This window comes from Sporofaciens sp. JLR.KK001, from assembly GCF_036941055.1.
Lineage (GTDB): Bacteria > Bacillota > Clostridia > Lachnospirales > Lachnospiraceae > Sporofaciens.
The window spans coordinates 280,089-305,699 of the sequence record NZ_JAYMNO010000001.1 but is presented as its reverse complement, the minus strand read 5'-3'; the positions used below and the strand labels follow the sequence as shown (position 1 = coordinate 305,699).

Genomic DNA, 25,611 nt, shown 5'->3' with positions numbered 1-25,611 from the left:
GTATATGCTATACTCCATTCTAAGAATTCTAAAAGGCATTCGCTTTTTATATTCTGACCGGCAGTTCGCCGAATATTTATCCAATATTTATTTTATAATGCCTGGTTTTTACTTCTTTAGATTTCGAAGATTTTCACCTGCAAAATGCTTTTCTGATACTGTATTTTATGTTATGATCGTACATAATATCAAGGTCTTCTTAATCTGATCCCGTAATTCCTTGCAGATGAAAGGAGACTTTTATGAATCTTACTAACAACACACCAATGGAAACTCAGACACAGGACGATTTTATTATGCTCCCCACCAATGATGTCTGCTTTGCCGGACTCATGGAGAATCCGAAAGTCCGGAAAGGATTCTGTGCCGCCGTTATGCGGGTCCGTCCGGAGGAGATTGCCGAGACGGAGCTTCTTCCCACACACCTGCATCGTGAATATGCTGATGATAAGCTTGGTATCCTGGATGTACGTGTGAAGCTGATAGACGGCGTTCAGATTAACTTGGAAATGCAGGTGCGTAATTACGAATTCTGGGATGAACGATCCTTATTCTATATCAGTAAGATTTTTTCTGATCAGTTGAAGTCTGGCAATTCCTATGGAATGTTACAGAAGTGTATTCATTAGCTTTACAATGACAAGATGGAATTACAGATCTTAGAACTTAAGAAGCTTCCTACGAAAATCCCGTCAGAGGCGGATATCGTTCAGTGGATGCGTTTCTTTAGCGGTAAGAACAGAAAGGAGTTTAAGCTTATGGCACAGACAAGCGAATATTTAGGAGAAGCTTATGAAGCGTTACAGAAGTTAAGTGCGGATGATCTGAAGCGTCTGGAATACGAGGCGCGTGAGAAGGCCTTGAAGGATTATAATACTAACATGAGCAGCGCTAGAAATAGTGGTATAAAAACCGGAATCCGCCTGGCCAGCAATGTATGGCGTCTGCATTCACAGCATCTTTCCGATGAAGCGATTGCCTCTGAATGCGATATTTCTCTGGAAGAGGTTCAGGAGATCGTGGCTTTATTCCATCAATAGGTATATCTTTTAAGAGTTCTTAGGCGCTGACCCAATCTACTTTTGAGTCGGGACAGCGTCTGATAGCTGGCAAATAACAGCGAATCTTTCGAATTGCTACATGCAGTCTTAACGGACTCTCTTTCCTCAACTAATACAGCTCATTTTTTATATTCTGATCGGCAGTTCGCCGAATATTTATCCAATATTTATTTTATAATGCCTGGTTTTTACTTCTTTAGATTTCGAAGATTTTCACCTGCAAAATGCTTTTCTGATACTGTATTTTATGTTATGATTGTACATAATATCAAGGTCTTCTTAATCTGATCCAGTAATTCCTTGCAGATGAAAGGAGACTTTTATGAATCTTACTAACAACACACCGATGGAAACTCAGACACAGGACGATTTTATTATGCTCCCCACCAATGACGTCTGCTTTGCCGGGCTCATGGAGAATCCCAAAGTACGAAAAGGATTCTGCGCCGCTGTTATGCGGGTCCGCCCGGAGGAGATTGCCGAGACGGAGCTTCTTCCCACACACCTGCACCGTGAATATGCTGATGATAAGCTCGGTATCCTGGATGTGCGTGTGAAGCTGATAGACGGCGTTCAGATTAACTTGGAAATGCAGGTGCGTAATTACGAATTCTGGGATGAACGGGCTTTATTCTATATCAGTAAGATCTTTTCTGATCAGTTGAAGTCTGGCGATTCCTATGGCATGCTGCAGAAATGTATTCATGTCAGCATTCTGGATTTTATTCGTTTCTCGGGGGATAAGAAGTGCTATCGTACGATACATTTTCGTGATGATGACGACAATGTGCTTTACAATGATAAGATGGAATTACAGATCTTAGAAATTAAGAAGCTTCCTAAGGAAGTCCAGACAGAGGAAGATATCGTTCATTGGATGCGTTTCTTTAGCGGTAAGAACAGAGAGGAGTTTTTGCATATGGCACAGACTAGCGAATACTTAGGTGAAGCTTATGAGGCGTTGCAGAAGTTAAGTGCAGATGACCTGAAGCGTCTGGAATACGAGGCACGCGAGAAGGCTTTGAAGGATTATAATACTAACATGAGCAGCGCTAGAAATAGCGGAATCCGCCTGGCCAGCAATGTATGCCGTCTGCATTCACAGCATCTTTCCAACGAAGCGATTGCCTCTGAATGCGATATTTCTCTGGAAGAGGTTCAGGAGATCGTGGCTTTATTCCATCAATAAGAATGTCTCTTAAGAGTTTTCAGCCACTGACATATGGCGCAGAAAAGCGCCGCCCCAATCCATTCCCTCTTCATGGATTGGGGCGGCGCTTTTATTCATCTTCTATCTTCCATTCTTAAGCCGGAACCTTCCGGTCTCTTCTCTCAGCAAACGAACCTGATCGAACAATTCTTCGCTGACCGCCGCGGACTCCTGGCTGCTCGCCGAGTTCGTCTGTACAACATCGGCGATCTGGCTGATTCCGTCCGTTACCTGCTTAATAGATTCCGCTTCACCGTTAATTGCCTCGGTAATAGAACTGATCGCACTGTTAGACTCCGTCACAAGCTCCAGAGTCTTAGCCAGAGTTACGGATACCTCGTCAACGATATGTCTTCCCCTCTCCGTAACATTCACAGAATCCTCGATCAATTCCTTCGTCTCCTTGGCCGCCTCATCAGACTGTGCCGCAAGGCTTCTGACTTCATCCGCAACAACAGCGAATCCCTTACCTGCCGATCCCGCGCGCGCCGCCTCTACCGCCGCATTAAGCGCCAGGATATTCGTCTGGAACGCGATATTCTCAATCGTACCGATGATCTCACCGATCTTCTGGGACGCCTGCGTGATATCCTTCATAGCCGCAACCATCTCTTCCATCTGCTGACCGCTGACTGTAACCTGCTCGCCTGTCAGGCGGGCGTTCTCACGTGCGTTGTTCGCCATCTCAACATTCTTGGACGCATTCTTAGAGAGCTCATCCAACGTTGCATAGAGCTGCTCCACGGCGCTCGCCTGCTCGGTCGCACCCTGTGCCAGCGACTGAGATCCGCTTGACAGCTGCTCTGCATTGCCGGAGATCTGATGCTCGGCTCTTCCGATACTTCCAATCGCTGACGACATAGTTGCAGTGAAACTGTCGATTGATTCCTCAATGGAACGGAAATCACCGATGAACTCAGTTGAAGTGCTGACGTTAAAATCACCTCTCGCCAGCTGTCCCATGATCCGGTTGATATCCTCCACATACCCCTGGATTACTGACAGAGAATTTCTTATAACACTTGCCAGTTCACCCAACTCATTATTCGCTTCATAATCAAGATCTAATTCCAGCTTACCTTCCTGCAGCGGACGTACCTGACCGCTGATATATACCATCGGCTTCACGATCTGTTTTAATACATAATGAACCAGGCTCATCAGGAATATAAGCGCCAGAAAGAAACAGATCCCGGATACGATCTGTACGATGTGGAGAGTTCTCTCCATACTCTCCGCACTCTTATCCTTCAGCATCGTTCCCTCTTCCACAACCTCATCCAGATATCCGACCAGCGTCGCCAGATTCCCCTGGATCGTATCCTGATAATACTCCTGCGCACGATCCGGATCTGTCTTCAGCAGATCCAGTACATAGCTGGCAGACTCATGAAGTTCCTTATGCAGCGGCTCCAACTGTTCTCTCAGCCCAAGTACCTTTTCATCATCTGTATCCGCCTCGCCGTAGAGCCACTGTCCCAGGGCACAGGTAGTAGGATCTATACTTCCGGTAAATTCCTTTTCCGCGTACAATGCATTACTTAATCCGGCAGACCATTTGTAATGTGCCACCTCTGCTTTCTCGATCGTGTCCAGCAATGTAGTCGCTGCAATGCTGTCCCTCTGCGTATCTTTGATCACAAAAATATTCGCAGTTACTGCAAAACTATAGATGAGCACGGCAGCAACCGTGGTCGCCACCCGAATCCCCACCATCTTATTGATACTCTTTCGCATGGATAACTCCCTCTTTTCTTCACTGTCAAATATATTTTATGCGGCTGCGGAAAAATTCTTGCCATCCTGCTGCTGCATAGCTTCCGCCGTATCCGGCTCAGATGCCGTCGTAGTCCTCGTCGTTCCGCCCGATACATAGACTCTGCCGCACTCCGGGCAGATCGACGTATGCATCGTAACCGACTGGCTTACTACACGGCGGTCTTCACGCTTTGCAGCCGCACGCTCACGCACCACATGCTCCATCTCATGGCCTTTGACCGCTGAAGCTGCCTGATCCGGCGATATATGTGTAGGTGTTTTAAAAGAAACTCCCGCATCATCCGAACCATCCTGATATTTTCTCTCCTTGCAGGTCTGACACTCGGCGTCCTCTGCCGCCTTCTGCGCTGCGTCTACGCCTGCTCCCTCTTCCTTGGAAGAATCCGCATACTGGATCCGCATACGCACCGCCAGTTCCGCAGGATCCATTCCCTTACGCAGGAATGGGATCGTATTCGCGATTCCGTTCGTCCCGTTCACATTCACAGCCCCTATCGGACTCACAGGCTCTACCGGCGTCCCCGGACTTGCGCCCCGAACCGCACCGCCGGCTCCGATCCATTGGCCTGCCGTCACTCCCGACACAACGCCGGCTCTCTGGCCTGCCGTCACTCCCGCCGCCGCTCCGGCTCCCTGACCGGCAGACACGCCCGGTACAGGAACCGTACTTGCACCGTTAACCTCCCGGCCAGCCGCTACACCCGATACCGGCGTTACCGCTCCGACACCTCTGACACTCTGCACCGGCTGCCCATATGCGCTCCGGGATACCGCATCTACACTCCGTGCACCCTGCAAGGCAGCGCTTGGGCGAACATACCCGGCATATCGTCCCGCATACGGATTAACTGCCGAAATACCTCCTACCATAACATTCACCTTCCCATCACACTAACAAGAATCTATAACAAGAATCTATTCAGTAACAGAGCCGCTTGCCTGAACTGTTACTCTATTCGCTCTCGGACATGCCGACAACATTCTCCCATATGTTGTTCACTTCCTCAACGCAGTCCATATAGATCTGCGCCAGCTCATTCGTTTTAAGTCCGAGTTCCTCAGCTATCTCCTTGATCTCAACCCACTCGGCCTTCTCGTAGCAGAGGATCAGTTCGAACAGGCGTCCCGCCTTACCCTCTCTGGTAACAAGCGCCGTCTTCACTTCCTCCACGATCGGGATATCTTCAAGGATCTCTGCCATCGAGGCGTCGATCATATACTCGAGAGTAGAGAACATACCCATAAGATATGCGTCGGACATATTGATGGTGAAGTTCTTAAGCTTCTTCACCAGCGCAGATGCGAAGTTTGCACGCATGAAAGACGTCTTCAGCAGTTCCTCTGATGAATTCTCCTTATCCTCAAAGCTCAGCAGATAGATCCACTGCTTCAACTGGCTGATTCCCACGCGCACCAACGCCTGACGCACTGAAGTCGTCTCATGATGCACCGCAAAATACGCTGAATTCGCCATACGGAGCAGCGCATATGTCAGCGCCGCATCCCTTGTGATCGTCTCCTCTAATACCTCCACATCCGGCTCATCCTTCGTGATCTCTATAATGAGCTGATACAGATTGCCCTGCATGAAATCCAGCTTATTGGTCTTCGTTATCGTAGCTCCTGAGATATAGCTTCCCTCCACGAAATCCGCATTCAGCTCCACTGCACAGTCATATGCTTCCTTGCTGTTCACGCCTGTTGCAATGAACTTCTTCTGGAATCCGTGAGCCATATCCACAACATTGGCAATAGAACGCTTCTGCGTCTCATCCATATTACCCGTTACATCCAGCTTTATGTAATCTACATATTCCAGCATACTGAAATACTTCGGTGTGAACTGGAAATCATTGATCGCAAAATGATACCCGTCCTCACGGTACTTACTGATCAGGATCGCCGCAAGCGAATGGATCACAATATTGTCTCCGATCTGTATTACAACCTTATCCTTATCAAATATCTTCGGCGTATTCCTGAATAGAAGCGTCGGCGTAAATGTCATGAACGTCTTCTTATCCTTGAAAATACGGTCAGAATTCTCAGACAGGAACGACACCATCGTATTCGCCGCAACGCTGTCCGAACTTGGATTATACAGACTATCCCTGTCCTCCTGGATCACAAGCTCATACCCGATGACCGCATCGGTCGCCTGATCCTTAATAGCCTGTCTTACAACACAACTATCCATTATTACTCTCCTCCCCGGTCTAAGAGCTCATCCATAACCTCTACCAGACGCCCAATCTCAGGCTTCGATAGCTGTTCGTTCGCTCCCAGCTGCTTTCCTTTAATCCGCATCTCTTCGTTGATCAGTGAGGAAAAGATAATAATCGGCATCCTCTTCATCTTCTCGTCATCCTTCACCAGCTTGGTCAGACGATGTCCGTCCATCTCCGGCATCTCAATATCCGTAATCAACAGCGCCGCCCGCTTATAGAAATCAGGCTCGTTGCGGATACTGCTGAGATAATCCCATGCTTCCTTGCCGTTATTAAAATTCATAAGATTACTATAGCCCGCACGGAACAGAGAATCCTTGATCATCTTAGTCAGAAGGATCGAATCCTCCGCAAGGATGATCCTGTTATCCCTTGGAATCCTGTCTCCTAACCTGTCGATCTCATCCACCTGGATGCTTGTCTCCGGTGCGATCTCTGCCACGATCTTCTCAAAATCCAGAATCGTAACCAGTTGTCCGCCGCACTGGGCGATACCTGTCGCAACTCCGTCTTCTCCGTTCGTGAGCGTCTTATCCGGCTTCTGGATATCCTCCCAGGAGATCCTGCTGATTCCAACCACCGTATGCACGCGGAATGCTATATGCATCTTATTGAAATTCGTGACAATGAACAGATCCCTCTCATTCTTATCTCCGCTGTCACCTGTCAGATACTTCGGCAGATTGATCACTGTAAGCAGGATATCCCTTGGCTTGAAAATCCCCTCAACAGCTCCATGAGAATGCGGCACCGGCTTCACTTTATCCGCCATCATGATCTCGCGTACCTTCGCCACATTGATTCCGTACAATTCACCAAATATCGTAAACTGCATAATCTCAATTTCATTTGTTCCTGATTCCAATAAAATCTCTGTATCAGCCATACACACTCACTCCTTTATATTCTATGTATATTTATCGACGCAATATTCTCTCAGAATAAGGGGTTAAAGCATACGTTCCGGCTTCCCGGCCGACCTGATATACACCTGTCCCGTCGCCACATCAAGCAGCATGGTCCTCGCATAATTAGCGCCGGTATCTTCACTGGTGACGCGTAACCCTTCCGCCATCAGGATTCTCTTCACGTTCTGAGCATTCCGTTCACCGATATTACCCAGGCCGCCGCCGCCCTTCATCTCGAACATCTTGGCGCCCCCGGCAATCTTCACTACAAGCCGCCTCTTCGTAGCTCCGAACGCAGTGAGCTTACGAAGCGTCTCCTTAACTCCCGAATCCGCAAACTTAAAGACGTTGCTGTCACTTGCTTTCCCTTTTTCTGGCAGCATGATATGAAGAAGCGCTCCAAGCTTGATCATCGGATCGTAGAACGAGACCCCGATGCATGATCCCAGCGCGTATGTGATCAGTATACCCTCCTGCCTTGTTATCTTCATATCTGCAATTCCGACCGATATCTTTTTTTCCATTGACTTACTCAACTCCTAGCTTTTTCATAAGAACATTCAAAGACTCTACGTCCGGCAGAAGCAGCATTGTGCTGTCCAATGCTTTCCCGTCTATTTTAAAATCTCCTGTTATCATCATAATCTTGTCTGAATGCTGTCCCATCATCGCGATCGGCACGCTCATGATCCCGCCAAGCATATTAATGGCAAGCTGCGGAACAGACAGCTCTACGTTCACTCCCGTCAGGGAAGACATTGCCGTAATATATGAGGATATCACAATATTCCCGATCTCTATCAGAACAGAGGAATCGATCTCCTCCATCGCCAGAAGATCTGACTCCGTCTTGCCAAGCATCCTGAACAGGATCTCATCCGACACTTCTTTTGTCAGGACAAACAGCATGATTCCGCTCACTTCTCCTGCCATCTCTACAAATATAGCTGCAACCAGTTCTTCCGGATCCCCAAGAATTGCAAGCGCCGCATTGTAATCCAGAATCTTTACAGACGGAACAGCCATCTGTACCTGGGTACTCAGCATACTCGACAGTGCGGTTGCCGCGTTGCCGCCGCCGATCGTACCGATCTCTTTTAGGATATCCAACCCCAGCTCGTTCATCTCTTCATACGTTTTTATTGCCATAAGCCACCTCTCTATGCTCTCAGCGTATTGATCGTATTCACAACCTCATCCGATGTCTGTACCATCTTAAGCGCATATGAATACGCCCTCTGTGCCTCGATCATACGTGTAAAATCATCTGCTACATCCACTCCCGACATCTCCAGCGCATGGTCAATGAGCTTCGCGTCCCGCATAAGGAACGGCTCCCCGTTCTTAAGAACCGGCACAAACTCGTTGTTCCCTGTACTCTGCATCCCATCAAGGATATTAAAACCATAGACACCGATCTGGCCGCTTAGTTCCCCAGTATTACCGTCCAGCACCCGGATCGGATTACGGTTCTCATCTAACACAAAATTCCCGTTGTCGTTCACCAGATAAAATTCATTGCCGCGTTTTGACATACTGAAATGCCCGTTTCTCGAATATGTAATCTCGTTCGTAATCGGACTTCTCAGCATAAAGAATCCTTTGCCGTTGATCGCGTAATCAAACTTATCTTCTGTAGTTATGAGACCCTTCGGGCTGAAGTCCGTGTTCGTCTTCTCAACATTAATACCGGCTCCTGCCTTGTATCTGGTGTCCTCTCCGGTATAGTTATTCAGATTATAATACATCAGGTCTGTGAACACCGTCGTCTTCGCCTTATAACCATAATTATTCGCATTCGCAAGATTATGGCCGACGACGTTCAGCTTCTCCTGCTCCTCCATCGCCCCTCTTGCAGCGGTATAAAATGATGTGTACATAAGCCTTCTCTCCTCTCACTATGTAGCAGAACCAATCGTAACAATCTTCGATGTAAGCTGATCATACATCTTCAGAAGCTGCGCGGAACTCTGCAGCACTCTCTGACCGCTCATCATATTCGTCATCTCTTCCGCCATAGATACGTTAGAATCCTCCAACGCCTTCTGCATGGTCTTCGTCGCAAGCGGCGCCGCCTGAGGCTGCGCATTCGCAGCAAATACGCCTCCCGTCACCTTAGTAAGCTGCTGATCATAATCTGTGAAATCCACTATCCTGAGCCTTCCGAAATACTGTCCGTTCTCTGTTCCGGTAATATTGCCCGTCTCATCGATCGTGATCTCATCCGTCGTAAGCCGGATCGGACCATTGGTTCCCTGCACTCTTCCGAATCCCGGCAGAACCAGATATCCCGCGTCATCCAGGTTAAAAGAACCATTCCTTGTATACACCATGCCGTTATCCGTCTGAATCTCGAAGAAACCAGAGCCGATGAGGCCAACGTCCATAGACGCTCCGGTCTCCCGAATACCTCCTTCGGTATAATCCGTTATCCGCTCATCACCGATATTCATCCGCGATACCGTCCCGACTGCTGTCTTGCCGTACTTGTCATACCGATAGATCATCTCGTCCCGGAACGTGCTCTGCATTAATCTGTCCATCTTGAAGCCCGGCGTAGAAACATTCGACATATTATTACTTATAATATTCAAATTCCGGTTTTGTGTGATCATATTAGACGTCAGATCGTAGAATCCTTGAAACATTCTTCTTACTCTCCCTTTCTTCATTGAATCTTTCCATGTGTTTTCTTAGTTTCTTTATAGCATTCGTATGAATCTGGGATACACGCGGCTCACTTACTTCAAGTACATCCGCGATCTGTCTCATATTCAACTCCTCTATATAATACAGCGAGATCACAAGCTGCTCATTATCCTTAAGCATCCCGACCCCTTCTGCCAGAACCTCCGTAAGCTCCTTCTTAAGGAACTTGCTCTCCGGCTGTTCATTCTTCTCCCCCTGGGGCAGCGACACCCCGACTTCATTCCCCTGCGCCTCCGCCAGGACCATATCCAGCGACAAGATATTGAACAGCGCAGCCTTGCGCATCGTCTCCTGATACTTCTCAGGCGTAATATTCAGATACTCCGTTACCTCCTGCACCGAAGGATAGTACCCTAATTTATTATATAACGTTGTCATCGCTTCTTCAATATCTCTCGTGCTCTTTCTTGTACTTCTTGGCACCCAATCCTGCTTCCTTGCCAGATCGATGATCATTCCCTTGATTCTCTTGGAAATAAATGTCTCAAATTTGACGTTTTTCTCTATATCAAACTTATCAATAGAAGACATGATCGCAATCACGCCCTCGCTGATAATATCGTCCACCTGGGTGAAGCTCATGTAAATATCCCTCATCTGAAGCGCGATACTCTTCACAAGATAGATATAACGCATGACGATCTCCTGTTTTACCTCCAGGCTTCCCGTCTCTTTATACAGTTTTAAAAGCTCTTCGTTCGTCTTCTCTTTATACTGTTCCTGTGCATTCATATCGGACGCTCCAATAAATTATTAGTCTACACCGCAATATTTCCTACCGCCTGTATCTGGATGTTATTACTGATCTCGTTAAACGACAGCACAAATACATCCGGGAAGAACTGTTCCACCAGCCTGTAGAAATGTACTCTTACCACCTGGCTGGTCAGGATGATCGGCACCTGTCCGAGCTCCTGGAACTTCCTTACTTCCTCCGTCATCTGTGTGATCACGCCCTGCATCACCTCTGGGCTGAGCGCAAGGTATACCCCATGATCGCCGTTGGTCAGACTTGTAATGATCGTCTTCTCCAACTCCGCATCCAGCGTCACCACTCTCATGCTGTTGCCCTCGCAGAACTTTCTCGTGATGGTACGCTTCAGTGCAACACGGATATTCTCTGTGATCGAATCCAGATCCCGGACCGTCATGGACGAATCCACGATCGTCTCCATGATAGTCTCCATATCCTTGATCGGAATCCCTTCCTTCAGAAGATTGGTCAGGATCTTCTGGAAATTACCGTAAGAGATCAGCTGCGGAATCAGCTCTTCCACAAGCTCCGGCGCCTGCCGCTTCATATTCTCTACCAGGCGTACTACCTCCGGACGGTTCAGGAGTTCATGCGCATGCTTCTTCACCGTCTCGGACAGATGCGTCAGCATAACAGAGAGGGGGTCGATAACCGTATATCCGTAGATCTCCGCCATCTCCTTCTTATCCACCGTGATCCATTTACTAGGAATACCATATGCAGGCTCGATGGTATCTATACCATCAATCTCCTTCTCAAGATTCGGCGGCTCCAGCGCAAGATAGTAATCTACCAATATCTCGCCCTTGGCAACCTCCTCGCCCTTGATCTTGATCACATACTGATTCGTATTCAGGCTGGAGCTGTCACGAAGCCGTATAGACGGAATGACAAGCCCCATCTCCTGTGCATACTGCCGGCGGAAGATCACGATACGGTCGATCATCCTGCCGCCGCTGGCCTCATCCACAAGCGGGATCAGGCTGTAGCCGAATTCCATCTCGATCGGCTCTACAGATAACAGGTCATATACACTGTTGATATCCTTGAAATTCTCCTCGTCCTCCATCTGCATCTGTTCGATATCCGTCGGACTCATACCGCCGCCCGGCGCCATAGCCGGCTCCGGAACCCTGGAGAACTCCTCCATGCGCCGCAGCAGATACCATCCGCCCAGCATCATGGTCAATGCGATCACTGCAAGCTGGAACTTCGGCATCCCCGGGATCGCTATCAGGATTGCCAGCACGCCGCCCGCGATCATGATCGCCTTGGGCTGTGCACCGAACTGTCTTGTTACATCTATATTCAGGCTGTCCTCCGCAACCGCACGGGTTACGATCATACCTGTCGCCGTAGAGATCAGAAGCGCGGGGATCTGAGACACCAGCCCGTCGCCGATCGTCGCGATCGAATACACCTGGAGCACTTCGGTGAACCCCATCGTGCCCTGCACCATACCGATCACACAGCCGCCGAGGAAATTGACCGCCGTGATGATCAGCGACATGGTCGCGTCACCCTTAACGATCTTGGTAGCACCGTCCATAGAACCGTAGAAATCCGCTTCCTTCTGGATCTTATAACGTCTTTCCTTCGCCTCATCCTCCGTGATCAGACCGCTTCCTAAGTCCGCGTCGATCGCCATCTGTTTACCAGGCATAGCATCCAAGGTGAATCTTGCCGCTACCTCAGCGACACGTTCCGCACCCTTGGTGATAACGAGGAACTGTACCAATACGATGATCAGGAATATAATAACACCGACAACAACATTGCCCTGGAGAACGAAGTCGCCCATGGACTGGATCACCTGGCCCGCCGTACCTGAATTACTGAGGATACTTCTTGTTGACGAGATATTGATCCCTATACGGTATAAGGTTGTAATAAGAAGCAGGGACGGGAAGATCGAGAACTCCAGCGCCTCTTTGATATTCATACTGACCAGCAGAATGATCAGCGAAACAGCTATATTTAAAATAATCATTACGTCCAGGAAAAAAGGACTTAACGGTATGATCAACAGCAGTACGATCATTACTACGATCAATGATACCACATTATTCAATATATTCTTCATCTTCTACTCCAACTTTTTATTCAGACGGAATACCTCAACAAGGATCTCCGCTACCACTCCATAATACTCCGCAGGTATCTGTCCGCCAAGGGGGGTCGAGGCATATAATCCCCGCGCAAGAGGCTTGTTCTCGATCACCGTCACCTTGTTCTGCTCTCCGATCTCCACGATCTTAAGAGCGATCAGATCCTGTCCCTTCGCGATCACGACAGGGGCATTATCATGGTCTATGTCATATCTCAAGGCAACCGCATAATGCGTAGGGTTACGGATAATAACATCCGCATCCGGCACCGCCTGCATCATCCTGCTTCTCGCCATACTCTGCTGCAGGCTTCGGATCTTGCCCTTGACCTTGGGATCTCCTTCCATCTGCTTGAACTCTTCTTTGACTTCCTCTTTCGACATCTTGATCCCCTTCTCGTAGGACCAGCGCTGATAGAAGTAGTCGAAGCCGGCGATCGCCGCGAACACCATCCCGATCTTAAGGACCATGCTCATGACCTCTTTAAGGACATAGGCAAATGAATTCGCCGGATCCACATCCATCATCTGTGCGATCATCACCAGCTCATCCTTCAGGATCCCGTATAATACCACCGCCAGAATGATGATCTTGATAAATGCCTTAAGAAGCTCCACGACCTGCTTGGCAGAGAACATATTCTTAATCCCGTTAAGCGGGTTCAGCTTGCTGAGCTTGAATTTCAGCGGCTCCTTTGTGAACAGGAATCTGGTCTGTACCCCGGTTGCAAGCACACCGATGGCAAGGCTGATCACCCCCAGAGGGAAGATGCATTTTGCCAGCGTATTCACAGACTTCATCCCAATCAACTGAAGATTGGAGAGAGACAGCTCCTCCATCTCCGAGATCGACGACACCTGAAATATCAATGCATCCCTCAGCGCCCTGTAGATTGACGGAAATAACATCTGTAGACAATAGAAACACCCGATAAGCGAAGCGACCACAATCACGTCTTTACTAGAGGCAACGTGACCTTTCTTACGTTGGTCTCTTCGCTTCTTAGGTGTGGCTTTTTCGGTTTTTTCATCTGACGCCAAAGGTTTTCACTTCCTTTATGAATCTGTCATTTATAAGAATGTCAGTATCCCCTGGACCGACTTCATCATAGTCGTCATGATCTTCTCTATGAACTCGCCCGTAGGGGCGAAGAGAAGAACCAGCAGTCCTGTACCGACGATTAATTTCATCTGGATATTAATTACAAATATACTGATCTGCGGCACGACCTTATTCAGAATCCCGACGCCCATCTCTATCAGGAATTCCGCCGCCATCATAGGCATTGCAAGCCTTATGCCCATCCCGACACACTGAACGAAGATATCAATGATCTTAAGAGCCAGTCCTTCCGTGAACACGATTCCCCCGTAGGGAACAATCTCCGCAGACGTAAGAAGGATCCTTATCAGCGCGAGATGTCCGTCCACCGCGAAGAAGAGCAGGATCAGCCAGGTCTGGTACAGACTTCCTGTTACAGGCATCTGTGCGTTACTCTGGGGATCATACACGGTAGCCATGGACAACCCCATCTGATAATCTATAATATATCCTGCAAAACTTACAATAAAAAAAAACAAGTGCATGACGTATCCGATTACATATCCCGCTGCGAATTCCTTCAGCAGAAGAAACATGAACTCCACCGTACTGGCGATCTCGAACGCCTCTTCCATCGAAGACGCATACACCGCAAGCGCCAGGATAAAGATGAAACCAGCCTTAACCCGCGCCGGTATATTTCTTCTTCCCAGTATCGGATTCATCAGGATAAACCCTGACATCCTCATAAGGATCAGGGAAAACAGAGTTAACTGCGCGATACTATCAATCGACATGTCATCACTCCCCACATCATCCCTGTATCAACTGGAATATCTTCACTGTAAAGTTCTGCAGAGATTCCAGCATACTATTGCCGGTGAATACGAGGATCACGCCGATCACCAGCAGTTTCGGCACAAACGTGATCGTCTGTTCATGGATCTGCGTAGCGGCCTGTATGATCGAGATCAAGATACCAACCAGCATACTGATCACGAGAAGCGGGCCTGCCAGCTGGACTACCATGATAAATACTTCATACATCAGATCTCCAACTTCTCCATTCGTCATCTAATACGCCTCCTTACCCGATCCGGAAACTGTTCACAATCGTTGAGAACAACAACTGCCATCCATCCACAGTTACGAACAGAAGCAGCTTGAACGGCATAGAGATCATCGCCGGCGGCAGCATCATCATACCCATGGACATCAATGTACTCGAAACAACAATATCTATCAGCAAAAACGGAATATACAGCAGGAATCCCGCGGTAAATCCTTTCTTAAGTTCGCTTGTTATAAAAGAAGGAATGATCACCGTCATCGGAAGCTCCGTGACCTCCTCCACTTCCTCGTTCCCTGACATCTCCACATACATATTCAGAGAACTCTTCTCCGTATTCGTCAGCATGAATTCCTTGAGCGGTATCTGCGCCCGTGCGATCGCTTCCTCCTGAGAGATCTCCTGGTTCTTATACGGCGTATACGCCTGTGTATTGATCTCCTTGATCACAGGATCCATGATAAATAAAGTCAGGAAGATCGCAATCCCTACGATTACCATATTCGGCGGGGTCTGCTGAACTCCTATCGCATTTCTCAGAAATGAAAGAATGATTACTGTCCTTGCAAAAGAGGTTACCATGATCAAAAGAGAGGGCAGAAGTGATATGACCGTCAGCATCAGTAAAATATCCAGCGTAGGAACCTGATTGCCATTCACATTAATTAATGGTGAGTCGTACACTACTTTTTCCCTCCTCTTTTTCCTATGTCACCCAGCTTCTCCATCATCGACTTAAAGTCCGGTATCATGGACGCACCTTCCTGCGCGTCCGGTTCCAGCGGAAATAATTCATCATCCTGGATCTCAGACAGAACATTGACCTGGCCGGATGTAACGCCTACCAACAGATACTTGCCGCCGACCTGCACGATCGCCATGTGTCTGTCCTGACCCAGCGTGATCTGATCTATCAGCCGCATATACTGGGAACTGCCGGCCCGGCTCATCCCCTTACCTATGTACTTGCTGGCCAGATAACTCAGATATATAATCACTGCAACTGCAACAAAGGTAGCAATCACTCTCCACATACAATACCTTCCTTACTATTAATGCTGCTCTAATGCGATCAGGTTCACTTTCATGATCTCAGTGATCCTGATTCCGAAGTTGTCTTCCACAACTACAACATCACCCTTGGCAATGCACTGTCCATTAACAAAGAGATCAACCTGCTCTCCTGCAAGTTTGTCCAGAACTACCAGCGATCCCTTCGTAAAATCAAGGATATCCTTCACCAGTTTCTTCGTTCTTCCGATTTCAACCGATATTTCAAGAGGAACGCCCATGATCAGTTCCATGTTCTCCTCCTGTTCGCCCTCCAGGACAATTCCGTTGTCTGCCTTCAGACTCGTCTGCGCCGGCGCCTGCACATGTATCATCTTCGGTTCAGGCGCAGCCTTCTTCTGCTCCTGACTCTGCATCTGCATCTGCTGCATCTGCTGCATCTGCTGCATCATCTGCTGCATCATCTGCATCTGCATCATAGCCACATCCGAACTCACCGCCTGCTGCGGCACCATCGGCATCGCTGCCTGCTGCGGTACTGCCGGAGCTGCCGGAGCTGCTCCTGCCGGAGCCGGACTTGGCGCCGGAACCGGTACTGGAGCCGGACTTGGCGTTGACGCCGGGGCCGGACTTGGCGCCGGAGTGTCGTCCATTCCGGCTAACATACGCTCGATCTCTTCCTGGGACATGGTCCCCCCTGAAGATGCCGCCGGAGCCGGTTCTGGCGCCGGGGCCGGACTTGGCGCCGGAGTGTCGTCCATTCCGGCTAACATACGCTCGATCTCTTCCTGAGACATCGTCCCCCCTGAAGATGCCGCCGGGGCCGGTTCTGGCGCCGGAGCGCTTGCTTCCTGTCCCTTTGCTCCTCCCGGAACATACGGAATGATCGCCTCAGGCGGAAGGAAACCTTCTACCAGTCCCTTTGCCAACGCGATCGGCATAACATTGAAGAACTCACTCTCAAGCTTATCTGCAATCTTCAGTGTGAATCCAACCACTACCTTCGGCTCGTCATCTACAAAATATTTATTAATAAATTCCTGCTCATTTTCCACCTCGAAAGAAATCGGCGTGGAAATATTGACCATTCTTCCCAGGAATTCGGACAATGCTGTCGCGGACGCCCCCATCATCTGGTTCATGACCTCGCAGACCGCACTGATGTTGATCTCGTTCAGTTCAAAATCCTCATCCGGAATCTCCATGCCCATGACCATCTCTACGATCACCTTGATATCATGCCGCTTAAGGAGCATGACATTCTCGCCTTCTAATCCTGCAACGTAGGTAATCTCGACGCAGACTGCCGGTTCCACCCTGTCCATCTCAAATTCTTCTTTTTTCACGACATTGACGATCGGAGTTGTAATATCTACCCTTGCATTCAACATCGTGGAAACTGCTGTCGCAGACGCGCCAAGGCTGATATTGAGTATCTCGCCTATAGCATCTATTTCCAGTTTACTAAAGCAATCTGAATTCATATTAACCCTTCTCTCCTTCCGGGAACATCACCCCTGTTTCTATTTGCCGATATCAATCGCCCTTTGCGCCATTAACTTCATCGCATTAAAAGCCGTGATATTCGCCTCATAAGCTCTTGTTGCAGACATACCGTCTACTGTCTCTTTGACAAGATCTACGTTCGGCATCATAACATAACCTTCTTCATTCGCATCCGGGTGATCTGGATTATAGACAGGCTGCAGATCTCTCTGATCCTCTACAATCTCCGTTACCCTCACACCGCCCTTAGACGCCGTGCGGTTCAGAAGGCTGTTGAACTTGCTGCGGAAAGAAGTTGAAGGTACTTCCTGCAATACAACCATCTTCCGGCGGTAAGGGCCGCCGCTCTCTGTCCTGGTCGTGTTGCTGTTTGCTATGTTCTCAGATGCTATGTCAAGACGCTGCCGTTCTGCCGTCAGGCCTGATGCACTGATATCAAATGAACTCAAAAAAGACATAACTACCTCCTTACATTATCCAAGGATCTTCTTAACGGTTGAAAGAACACGCTCTGGCTTAAAAGGCTTAACAATGAAGTCCTTCGCTCCTGACTTAATAGAATCCATAACCATCGTCTCCTGTCCCATCGCAGAACACATTACGATCGTTGCTCCTGGATCCATCGCTTTGATCTCCTTTAATGTCTCGAGTCCATCCTTGTTCGGCATTGTGATGTCCATGAAGACAAGGTCCGGCTTCTCAGCCGTATAAGCTTCTACCGCCTTCACACCGTCTTCTGCTTCAATAAGATCCGTATACCCTGCCTGTGTCAGCGTATTCTTTAACATCATTCTCATAAACGCCGCATCATCAACTAATAAAATCTTTGCCATTTTTCTTACCTCACTTTGTTATTGTTTATTATCATTATAATTTATATACTCAGATAATTCCATGGATTTATCTGGTAGTTATACTGCCTCCGCCTCTGTCTCTGCGCTCATAACCTCATCGTCCCCGTCATCCTTATACTCCAGAATACGGTCTTCGATCTTAACTGCAACATTCTTGTTATGTACGCCAAGCTGACCATTGAACCACGGCTGGCCTGCAATATACAGGGAAACCAGTGAATCCTGCGGCTTATTCAGATCGATGACATCACCCACATGCAAGTTGTATACATCGTCCAGATTGAGCCTTGCCACACCAAGCTGTGCGGTGACATCCATTCTGGACTCTCTGATATTCTCCAGGATATCCTCACGGGTATTGCGGATTCCGACTCTATCGCTCTTCTTCGCAAGATGCTTCGTCTTATCAATAATCTCAAATATATTGCTTAAGAGTGTTCCGGGTATACAGATATTCATGGCTCCGTCAATCTCGCCCATCTTGATATGGAGCATGATGATCACGACCGTCTCATCTACACTGATCCCCTGGAACATGCTGGGATTCTCCTCGATACTGTCATACTGTGCTTTCAGGCTGATATAGCCGGACCACACATCATTCATGATCGAAATCGGATACTTGATGATCTTCGCATACAGCGCAAGCTCAATATCCGTATAATTATACGCCATGTCGATGGTCATATCCGTGCCCGAACCACCGAGCATACGGTCGATCATCGACCCCATTACCAGAGGACTGATATGGATCAGCACAGGCGGATTCGTAGAACGGTCGGGCAGATCTACGTCTACGATCGTAAGTACGTCCGACTCATTCAGCGCATTGCCGAACTCATAATACCTCTGTTCTTCAACCCCTACGACTTCTACTTCACTCGCCACACGGAACAGCCCGTTAATCTGTGAGACTAAGATCCTGGAATAGTTATCATAGATGCTGTTGAGCATCTTTAGTTTATCTTTTGTATACTTCTTAGGACTGAAGAAATCATACTTTTTGTATTCCTTCTCGGGCTTTTTCGGTTCTTCTGCCTCAGGCGCGCCCCCCGAATCAGCATTCTGCATCGAATTCAGCAGCGCGTCTATCTGACTTTGCGATAATACATCTGCCATCCTAAACTCCCACTTTCCTTTATAATTATCTGTTCATTTCCTGATAATACTCTTCCAGACTATGTTCAACAGCATCGGATTTCGTGATCAGCAGCTCAACACGGCGGTTCTTCGCACGGTTCTCCGGTGTATCGAACGGAGCGATCGGTCGGAACTGCCCATAACCGACTGCTACGATCTTATCCCCGGAAACCTCTGTCCGCTGCTGAATAAACGCTGCTACACGCGCCGCTCTCTCTGCCGACAGAACTCTGTCGTTCACCGGATTGTTCGGAACATTCGGATCAGCCTGTGCCGTATGTCCAAGAACCTGTACTTCCTTCACAGCATCCTTCACACCAGACATAATGGAAGCAAACTGTGCCAGGATCGCTGTTCCTTCATCCTTGATAATAGAACTGTCCCCATCGAAGAACACGTTATCCTGGAATGTGATAAACGTATACCCATCCCCTTTAAATAACTCAACCTCTCCGTCCAGATTCGCAGCTTCTATCGCTTCCTTCAGACTCTCAAACAGATCGTCGAACTCGTCTACGTCAACGCCTCCCGGTACCTCGTCATTAGCGTCTATATTCGGGTTCTCCGCAATCTGCGATACATCCTTCGCATCCGGGTTAAAACTCTTAACAACCTGAATCCATTTCGCCTGATCCAGCGTCGAGATCGAATATAATAATACAAAGAAACAGAGCAGCAGAGTTACCAGGTCACCATATGTATCCATCCAATTGGCGCCGCCGCCAGACGGCTTATTCCTCTTCTTCATATCTGCCTCCTGCTATTCTTCGCTTGCGCTGCCCTTGCTTGACCCCTCAGAATCCAGAAGCTTCTGACGCTCTTTCTGGCTTACGAATGTAACAAGCTTCTCTCTTAAGAACTTCGGATTATCTCCTGCCTGGATCGCCAGGATACCTTCTATCATGATCTGCTTATACAGAAGCTCTTCGTCATTCCTTACCTTAAGCTTCGCAGCAATCGGAGCAAAAATCAAATGAGCAAGTACACATCCGTAAAATGTTGTGATCAGCGCAGTCGCCATCGCAGGACCGATATCACCCGCGCCGCCTTCGCCTTCCAGGTTCATACCCTTCAGCATGTTAACCAGACCAACCAGAGTACCGATCATACCGAATGCAGGCGCCTTCGCCTCCATCAACTGATAGATACCGATACAGTCCTCATGCCTCGTCAGCATGGCGTCCACATCGCTCTCTAAGAGGTTACGCACTTCTTCCGGCTCCGTCGCGTCCACGATCAGCATGATACCCTGCTTGAAAAACATATCGTCTATCTCATTGGCCTTCTCTTCCAATGCCAAAAGACCGTTCTGTCTGGCAAGCTGAGCCATCTCCACCAGCGTGTCTATGAGCGCGCCGATGTTGTACTTCTTGCCCTGAAACAGAATCTTCGTATGCTTAAGGAGAGTCTTAAGCCTCCCGAACGGATAGCTTGCGATTGCCGCGGCAACCGTACCGCCAAGAACGATCGCGATACTGGCTCCATCCCAGAAGTTACCAAGTTTTGCCGGACTGATACCTACGAATACGATCAGTACCGTTCCGATGATCACACCTAAAATACTTGTTATATCCACGTTATCTTCACCGCCTTATTAATTTATCTATCTGAATGGTCAAAATGGTAACCGTGTACTTTACCATTGTACTCAATTGTTTTCGCTATTATCTCTTCTGCATCTTCTTTCACTATATAAAATTTGCCGTTTGTCATAAGAATCTTCGACTCCGGAATCAGCTCAACGGATTCTATTTGAGCACAGTTCAGTACAATCTTAGTGTTGTTGAGTTTGGTTAGCATTATCATATCATAATTCCTCTAAAAAATATACCCCTGATGTGCTACTCATGACAGGGGGTGCCTGGATGGGTAGTAGATTTGTCGGTGCAGGGTGGACGCGGTTCTGAGGAAACGGCTGTCTCACGCAGACTGGGGCAACACTTCGGTGAACTAACTGCATAACTGCGGCTAAGTCTCTCAGGAATGCCTTCGAGCCTAAGTCTCCGTAAGCAGTGGATTTCACCTTCGTTAAAAGCGCCCCTTGAATGTCTGCTAAGGAACTGGCGTGAAATTATCTGTGCAGATTGCGCCGGATATTTTTCTGAGTGTACGAGTTAAAAAACGTAGGCGTAGCGGGCTACGCTGAGGCTTTTTGACTCGTGCAATCAGGAAAATAGCCAAGTCAAGATGTACAGATAATTTCACGACAGTTCCGCCAAGGCAGCCGTCTCCTCAGAACTGCTGTTCTCTGGCAAAATCTTAAGTAATGTACGGAGCAGGCGCGGGGATGTGATCGCAGCACATCTTGCCCGCTGCCCGCACCCGTATCGGCGCTTTTGCGGCTGTGGAGCGTTGTTGGATGATTCTGTCTGTCCTGTGGCTGTGGTTGGCGCTCTTCTGCCTGTGAAGGTGAGTGTTCACTTTATAATTAAGTTCGTAACTTTTGTGTTTCTTCTATATTAGTTTGCTAGGATTATCGCTTCATGTTTACTAACTCCTGGAGCATCTCGTCTGTTACGGTGATGATCTTGGAATTGGCCTGGAATCCTCTCTGGGTTGTGATCATGTTGGAGAATTCGTTTGCAAGGTCTACGTTCGCCATCTCGAGCCAGCCGCTCTTGATGATTCCAGCCGGGCCGCCGTTCGGTTTAAGAGCCTGTGATTCTCCGGCATTAGCGCCGATGGTGTAGTAGTAGCCGTCTGCCTTCTCCAGACCGTTCGGATTCTCTACAATAGCAAGAGCTAACTGTCCGATTGGAATAGCACGGTTCTGCTTATCTGTACCTATGATAGTTCCGTCTTCATTAATCTTCCAGCCCTGAATCTCGTAACGCTGACCTGTGTCTGGGTCAATTGGAATACGGATGGTGGAAAGAGTGTCTGGATATACTGCTGCAATACCGGCTTCTCTGTCGTTACCTTTATTTGTTTGGATCGCAGTATCTCCAAAATTTGTCGGAACCCATGTGGCCTGGTTTTTCTCCTCCGGTCCTACTACCTTTGCTGTAATAGTTAAATCAACAAAACCTTCCCCAGGCTTATCTTTCTTTGGATCTTGATACCTATTTAAAGCAATACTATAATTTGTAAAATCATATGTCCCACCTGTCGTAGCTCCATCTGGTCTGTCAGTCTTACCAGAAACTGCTGCAAGCCAATCTTGAAGTTGATCTTTGAAATCTTTTTGTTTTGAATTTATCGTAACACCTGCTATAGTAATATCATATGTTGTGTTACCATTTCCATCCTTTTTTTCTGCGATTGTTACTGGTTGATTTGTCATGGTATACTCAGCCGCCGTTGCCGGTTTCTCCGGAATACCTGTTCCTTCTTCCACAGCATATCCATATACATAACTACCCATATCATCTACCAGATAACCGTTGTTATCCACGCTGAAAATTCCTACTCTGGATAAGAATAATCCCGAGCTTTCTATATCAGTAAAAGTACCATTCACCATGTTTCCTACAAGGAAGAATCCTGTTCCGTCAATCATACAGTCCATAGTTCTTGAAGACGGTGACGGTGCTCCTGTAGTGAATACATTGGAGATAGATGATACGGTGGAACCATAACCTACCTGAGAAGCGTTATGTCCTCCGGCCGCTCCGGCTATGATACTTCCTCCGGTACTGTTGATGGAATTCGTATACATTGCGTCTTTGAAGTTGTAACTGTAGGATTTGAATCCCCAGGTATTTACATTGGCAATATTATTACCGATTACGTCCAGCTTTGATTGATGCGCTTTGAGTCCTGCGACTCCAGCTACCATTGATCTGACCATTTTTCATACTTCCTTTCTATTATACCGCTGTCGGGGAGGGCTTGCGAGTCGCGCAAACCCTTAAGCCTCCTCTAATGGTCCGGCTTACATTATGACAGCACTGTCTATATTAGTAAATATGTTCTCTTTCATCTCGGTTCCGGACATGGTTGTTACCACCACGTTGTGAGGGACGTTGACGATAAATGCACCGCTCTCTCCTATGATGACTACGTCTCTGGCGCCCTTGGATCTGGCTTTCTGAACTGCCTGATTAAGGTCGTTAAGAAGATTGTCGGTCATCTCGATTCCGCGTTCCTGTACTCTCTGAACCGCATGTTTTGAAAAATGTACTGATTGGGATCTCTCTGCTTCCTGCTGCAAGAGATCGGCAAACTGTATATTTGTATTTTTATTTGCCGGGGTATCGATTCCCTTCTGACCCGCTGGGCGTGCCTGCAACTGTGTTGCCGATGCATGCTGCAGCTTAAGAGCTCCGGCATTCGTAAGCTTATTCAATTCACTCATTTTGCACCGCCTTTATCTCTCTTGATCCCCTATACTACCTACGCACTGGCATTCTTGTCAGTGTCTGTCCCCTCTGTCTTATTGGTCTGTATCAGTCTTATCGTTGTCTGTCTTGTCAGTGTCCGTCTTGTCTCCGTCTTCCTTCTTCGGAACGTCTCCCACAGCCATGATCTGTGACAGCTCGTATTTCTTGCCGTTCACATATACGGAGGTTGCACCCGTAAGGTCTACCCCTGTTACAACGCCCTTAATCTCTTCTACGATCACTTCTTTCTCTGATCCGTCTGCCTGTTTCTGCTTCTCAGTAATCGCTATGGTTACCTCTTTGCCTAAGAGCCCTGTTGAGTATCCTGTCAAGGTTACCTGTGACAGGTTATTGGTTACGGTTGCGATACTCGCGATAGCCTCTGATAACTGAGTCATAGCGCTCATAGAGCCCATCTGTGTCATCTGGCTCATCATCTCGCTGTTGCTCATAGGATTCGACATATCCTGGTACTTAAGCTGCGCCGCCAAGAGCTGCCAGAAATCATCCATCGTCATATCGCTGTTGTTCGCTACCGCCGTCGTCTGTGTCGCTTTTGTAGCGTCATAGATATATTTGGCCGCATCACTGCTGACATTTGGTGTACTAACTGCCATAATTCTATCCTTTCTATTATTATATTGTATTGATTACTTGCTCCGTTTCCCGGACTTCCGGTCTTCTAACCTACCAGTCCGAGTCTTAGCTTCTGCAGGAACTGCTCTGCATCTTCGCTGTCCTGATTCTTGCTGTTCTCTTTCTGTTTCTGCTGTTCCTGATTCGCCTGTTCGTTCTCGTCTCTTGTCTGGTTCAGATAATCTGTTTCCTGCTTATCTACAATGATGGTAGTCTCACCGCCGAAGTTCTTGCTGAGTACGTTGCCGATATCGCGCGCATTCTGTCCTAATACATCCAGCGCCCGCTTCTCTGAGCATATGATAGAGACGTGTGCCTGTGTTCCCTCGTACAAGATCTTGACTGCGATCTTCCCAAGGTTGGCTGGTTCGATATGGATCTCGAATTCCTTGACGCCTTCTGCAAGCTTCGCAAGTAACTGGTCTGTCACCTTCTCAGGAAGTTCTTCCGGCTGCTCCACATGAATGGTAGTCGGCTGTGCATAAGTATATTCTTGCTTCTCCACGTATACGTTCCTTGGCGCTTCTGATGATGCTGCCGCCGCCGCATGCTCCGCCGCAAAGTTCTCGCTCTGTACCTGAGTATCTTCCTTGACCTGCGGTGTCTTCTCCGTATGCTTAAGCGAAGCTGCAAAGTCCGAAGTCTGCCGGCGGTCCTCTGAACCTTCCGTATGTGCAGGCATTGTTATCTCTTCCGCCTTCACTGCCGTACCGGTCTCTGCCGTCAGATCTGCTTCCCGGCTCTCCGCCGGCTTCACTGCTTCATTCGCCTGCCGGCCCTTAAGCTCTCCCGCAAGCATCTGTCCCCCGCGGTCTTGTACCTCCTCCGGGATCTGTGCCGCCAGTTCAACCTCCGTTCCGGTCTCTGCCGCTGCCATATCCAGTACGGCTTCTGCTGTCTCTGCCTCCGGTACGGTCATAAGGATCTCCGGTCTCATGCTCTGGCTCGCCTGATACGCCGCAAGCATCTCATCCGTCTTGCCGGTATCTTCCTCCGGCTTCTCAGTCTTGACTTCGTCGCCCTTCTCTCCGTCTGTCTTGACCTCGTCCTTGACCTCGTCTGTCTTCTCCGGCTTCGTATCCTTGGATACCTGGCTGCTGTCCTGGCTCTCCTTCGTTCCCTCCTGCTTACTGTTCAGGAGATTACGGAAATCATCAGACACCGTTCCAACCTGATTGCCGGACTTACTGACATTTGCCGTCTGAAAACCCACATCCGCAACCTTCATGCCTAACTGATCCATTGCCATTGGTCTTACCTCCTTTCTTCTATATA

Annotated in this window: 27 protein-coding genes and 1 pseudogene; 2 read left to right on the top strand and 26 right to left on the bottom strand. The window is 48.2% G+C overall.

Features of this window, described 5'->3' with window-relative positions; genetic code table 11:
- The first annotated feature begins 242 nt into the window (after nt 1-242).
- Nucleotides 243-1,040: pseudogene (locus VSQ62_RS01680) on the top strand (PD-(D/E)XK nuclease family transposase).
- Nucleotides 1,041-1,383: 343 nt separating this feature from the next.
- Nucleotides 1,384-2,250: an Rpn family recombination-promoting nuclease/putative transposase gene (locus tag VSQ62_RS01675; protein WP_334632831.1), complete on the top strand. Its 867-nt coding sequence runs from the start codon at nt 1,384-1,386 to the stop codon at nt 2,248-2,250.
- Nucleotides 2,251-2,352: 102 nt separating this feature from the next.
- Here the strand turns inward: VSQ62_RS01675 and VSQ62_RS01670 are convergent, their stop codons facing one another.
- From VSQ62_RS01670 to VSQ62_RS01545, 26 genes are all read right to left on the bottom strand, one after another.
- Nucleotides 2,353-4,008, bottom strand: coding sequence for a methyl-accepting chemotaxis protein (locus tag VSQ62_RS01670; RefSeq protein ID WP_334632830.1), 1,656 nt, complete (start codon nt 4,006-4,008; stop codon nt 2,353-2,355).
- A 36-nt stretch (nt 4,009-4,044) separates the two neighbouring features.
- The gene (locus tag VSQ62_RS01665) at nt 4,045-4,920 is read right to left on the bottom strand and encodes a hypothetical protein (protein WP_334632829.1); all 876 of its coding nucleotides are present in this window, start codon (nt 4,918-4,920) and stop codon (nt 4,045-4,047) included.
- 82 nt (nt 4,921-5,002) lie between these two features.
- Nucleotides 5,003-6,247, bottom strand: coding sequence for an EAL and HDOD domain-containing protein (locus tag VSQ62_RS01660; protein WP_334632828.1), 1,245 nt, complete (start codon nt 6,245-6,247; stop codon nt 5,003-5,005).
- Nucleotides 6,248-6,249: 2 nt separating this feature from the next.
- The gene (locus VSQ62_RS01655) at nt 6,250-7,164 is read right to left on the bottom strand and encodes a chemotaxis protein (RefSeq protein ID WP_334632826.1); all 915 of its coding nucleotides are present in this window, start codon (nt 7,162-7,164) and stop codon (nt 6,250-6,252) included.
- Between the two features lie 63 nt (nt 7,165-7,227).
- Complete coding sequence (locus tag VSQ62_RS01650) at nt 7,228-7,710, bottom strand: chemotaxis protein CheD (RefSeq protein WP_334632824.1); 483 nt, start codon at nt 7,708-7,710, stop codon at nt 7,228-7,230.
- Nucleotides 7,711-7,714: 4 nt separating this feature from the next.
- Nucleotides 7,715-8,335: a chemotaxis protein CheC gene (locus VSQ62_RS01645; protein ID WP_334632823.1), complete on the bottom strand. Its 621-nt coding sequence runs from the start codon at nt 8,333-8,335 to the stop codon at nt 7,715-7,717.
- An 11-nt stretch (nt 8,336-8,346) separates the two neighbouring features.
- A complete protein-coding gene (locus VSQ62_RS01640) occupies nt 8,347-9,066 on the bottom strand; it encodes a flagellar hook-basal body protein (protein ID WP_334632822.1) in 720 nt (239 codons plus the stop codon).
- 18 nt (nt 9,067-9,084) lie between these two features.
- Nucleotides 9,085-9,834: a flagellar hook-basal body protein gene (locus tag VSQ62_RS01635; RefSeq protein ID WP_334632821.1), complete on the bottom strand. Its 750-nt coding sequence runs from the start codon at nt 9,832-9,834 to the stop codon at nt 9,085-9,087.
- Nucleotides 9,803-10,627, bottom strand: a complete 825-nt coding sequence (locus VSQ62_RS01630) for a sigma-70 family RNA polymerase sigma factor (RefSeq protein WP_334632819.1) — start codon at nt 10,625-10,627, stop codon at nt 9,803-9,805. Before VSQ62_RS01630 ends, VSQ62_RS01635 begins: the two co-directional genes overlap by 32 nt.
- Nucleotides 10,628-10,653: 26 nt before the next feature.
- Nucleotides 10,654-12,732, bottom strand: coding sequence for a flagellar biosynthesis protein FlhA (gene flhA, locus VSQ62_RS01625; RefSeq protein ID WP_334632817.1), 2,079 nt, complete (start codon nt 12,730-12,732; stop codon nt 10,654-10,656).
- A 3-nt stretch (nt 12,733-12,735) separates the two neighbouring features.
- A complete protein-coding gene (flhB, locus tag VSQ62_RS01620) occupies nt 12,736-13,797 on the bottom strand; it encodes a flagellar biosynthesis protein FlhB (RefSeq protein ID WP_334632816.1) in 1,062 nt (353 codons plus the stop codon).
- 30 nt (nt 13,798-13,827) lie between these two features.
- On the bottom strand, nt 13,828-14,595 hold the full coding sequence (gene fliR / locus VSQ62_RS01615) for a flagellar biosynthetic protein FliR (protein WP_334632815.1): 768 nt from the start codon (nt 14,593-14,595) through the stop codon (nt 13,828-13,830).
- A gap of 16 nt (nt 14,596-14,611) precedes the next feature.
- Nucleotides 14,612-14,872, bottom strand: a complete 261-nt coding sequence (locus VSQ62_RS01610; RefSeq protein WP_334632814.1) for a flagellar biosynthetic protein FliQ — start codon at nt 14,870-14,872, stop codon at nt 14,612-14,614.
- A 13-nt stretch (nt 14,873-14,885) separates the two neighbouring features.
- A complete protein-coding gene (gene fliP / locus VSQ62_RS01605) occupies nt 14,886-15,551 on the bottom strand; it encodes a flagellar type III secretion system pore protein FliP (protein WP_334632813.1) in 666 nt (221 codons plus the stop codon).
- On the bottom strand, nt 15,551-15,901 hold the full coding sequence (fliO, locus tag VSQ62_RS01600; protein ID WP_334632812.1) for a flagellar biosynthetic protein FliO: 351 nt from the start codon (nt 15,899-15,901) through the stop codon (nt 15,551-15,553). The genes fliP and fliO overlap by 1 nt, the downstream gene beginning before the upstream one ends.
- 18 nt (nt 15,902-15,919) lie before the next feature.
- A complete protein-coding gene (fliN, locus tag VSQ62_RS01595; RefSeq protein ID WP_334632811.1) occupies nt 15,920-17,362 on the bottom strand; it encodes a flagellar motor switch protein FliN in 1,443 nt (480 codons plus the stop codon).
- Nucleotides 17,363-17,401: 39 nt separating this feature from the next.
- Nucleotides 17,402-17,842 carry a flagellar basal body rod protein FlgC gene (gene flgC, locus VSQ62_RS01590; RefSeq protein ID WP_334632810.1) on the bottom strand — a complete coding sequence of 147 codons (441 nt, stop codon included), beginning with the start codon at nt 17,840-17,842 and terminating at the stop codon, nt 17,402-17,404.
- Nucleotides 17,843-17,857: 15 nt separating this feature from the next.
- On the bottom strand, nt 17,858-18,217 hold the full coding sequence (locus VSQ62_RS01585; protein ID WP_334632809.1) for a response regulator: 360 nt from the start codon (nt 18,215-18,217) through the stop codon (nt 17,858-17,860).
- 78 nt (nt 18,218-18,295) lie between these two features.
- On the bottom strand, nt 18,296-19,357 hold the full coding sequence (locus VSQ62_RS01580; protein ID WP_334632808.1) for a flagellar motor switch protein FliM: 1,062 nt from the start codon (nt 19,355-19,357) through the stop codon (nt 18,296-18,298).
- A gap of 25 nt (nt 19,358-19,382) precedes the next feature.
- Nucleotides 19,383-20,126, bottom strand: a complete 744-nt coding sequence (locus VSQ62_RS01575) for an OmpA/MotB family protein (protein ID WP_334632807.1) — start codon at nt 20,124-20,126, stop codon at nt 19,383-19,385.
- A 12-nt stretch (nt 20,127-20,138) separates the two neighbouring features.
- On the bottom strand, nt 20,139-20,954 hold the full coding sequence (locus VSQ62_RS01570) for a motility protein A (protein WP_334632806.1): 816 nt from the start codon (nt 20,952-20,954) through the stop codon (nt 20,139-20,141).
- A gap of 23 nt (nt 20,955-20,977) precedes the next feature.
- Nucleotides 20,978-21,178: a flagellar FlbD family protein gene (locus VSQ62_RS01565; RefSeq protein WP_334637539.1), complete on the bottom strand. Its 201-nt coding sequence runs from the start codon at nt 21,176-21,178 to the stop codon at nt 20,978-20,980.
- A gap of 673 nt (nt 21,179-21,851) precedes the next feature.
- Nucleotides 21,852-23,168, bottom strand: a complete 1,317-nt coding sequence (locus VSQ62_RS01560) for a flagellar hook-basal body complex protein (protein WP_334632804.1) — start codon at nt 23,166-23,168, stop codon at nt 21,852-21,854.
- A gap of 84 nt (nt 23,169-23,252) precedes the next feature.
- Nucleotides 23,253-23,675, bottom strand: a complete 423-nt coding sequence (locus tag VSQ62_RS01555) for a TIGR02530 family flagellar biosynthesis protein (protein ID WP_334632803.1) — start codon at nt 23,673-23,675, stop codon at nt 23,253-23,255.
- 78 nt (nt 23,676-23,753) lie between these two features.
- Complete coding sequence (locus VSQ62_RS01550) at nt 23,754-24,317, bottom strand: flagellar hook assembly protein FlgD (RefSeq protein WP_334632802.1); 564 nt, start codon at nt 24,315-24,317, stop codon at nt 23,754-23,756.
- 65 nt (nt 24,318-24,382) lie between these two features.
- The gene (locus tag VSQ62_RS01545) at nt 24,383-25,585 is read right to left on the bottom strand and encodes a flagellar hook-length control protein FliK (RefSeq protein WP_334632801.1); all 1,203 of its coding nucleotides are present in this window, start codon (nt 25,583-25,585) and stop codon (nt 24,383-24,385) included.
- Between the last annotated feature and the right edge of the window lie 26 nt (nt 25,586-25,611).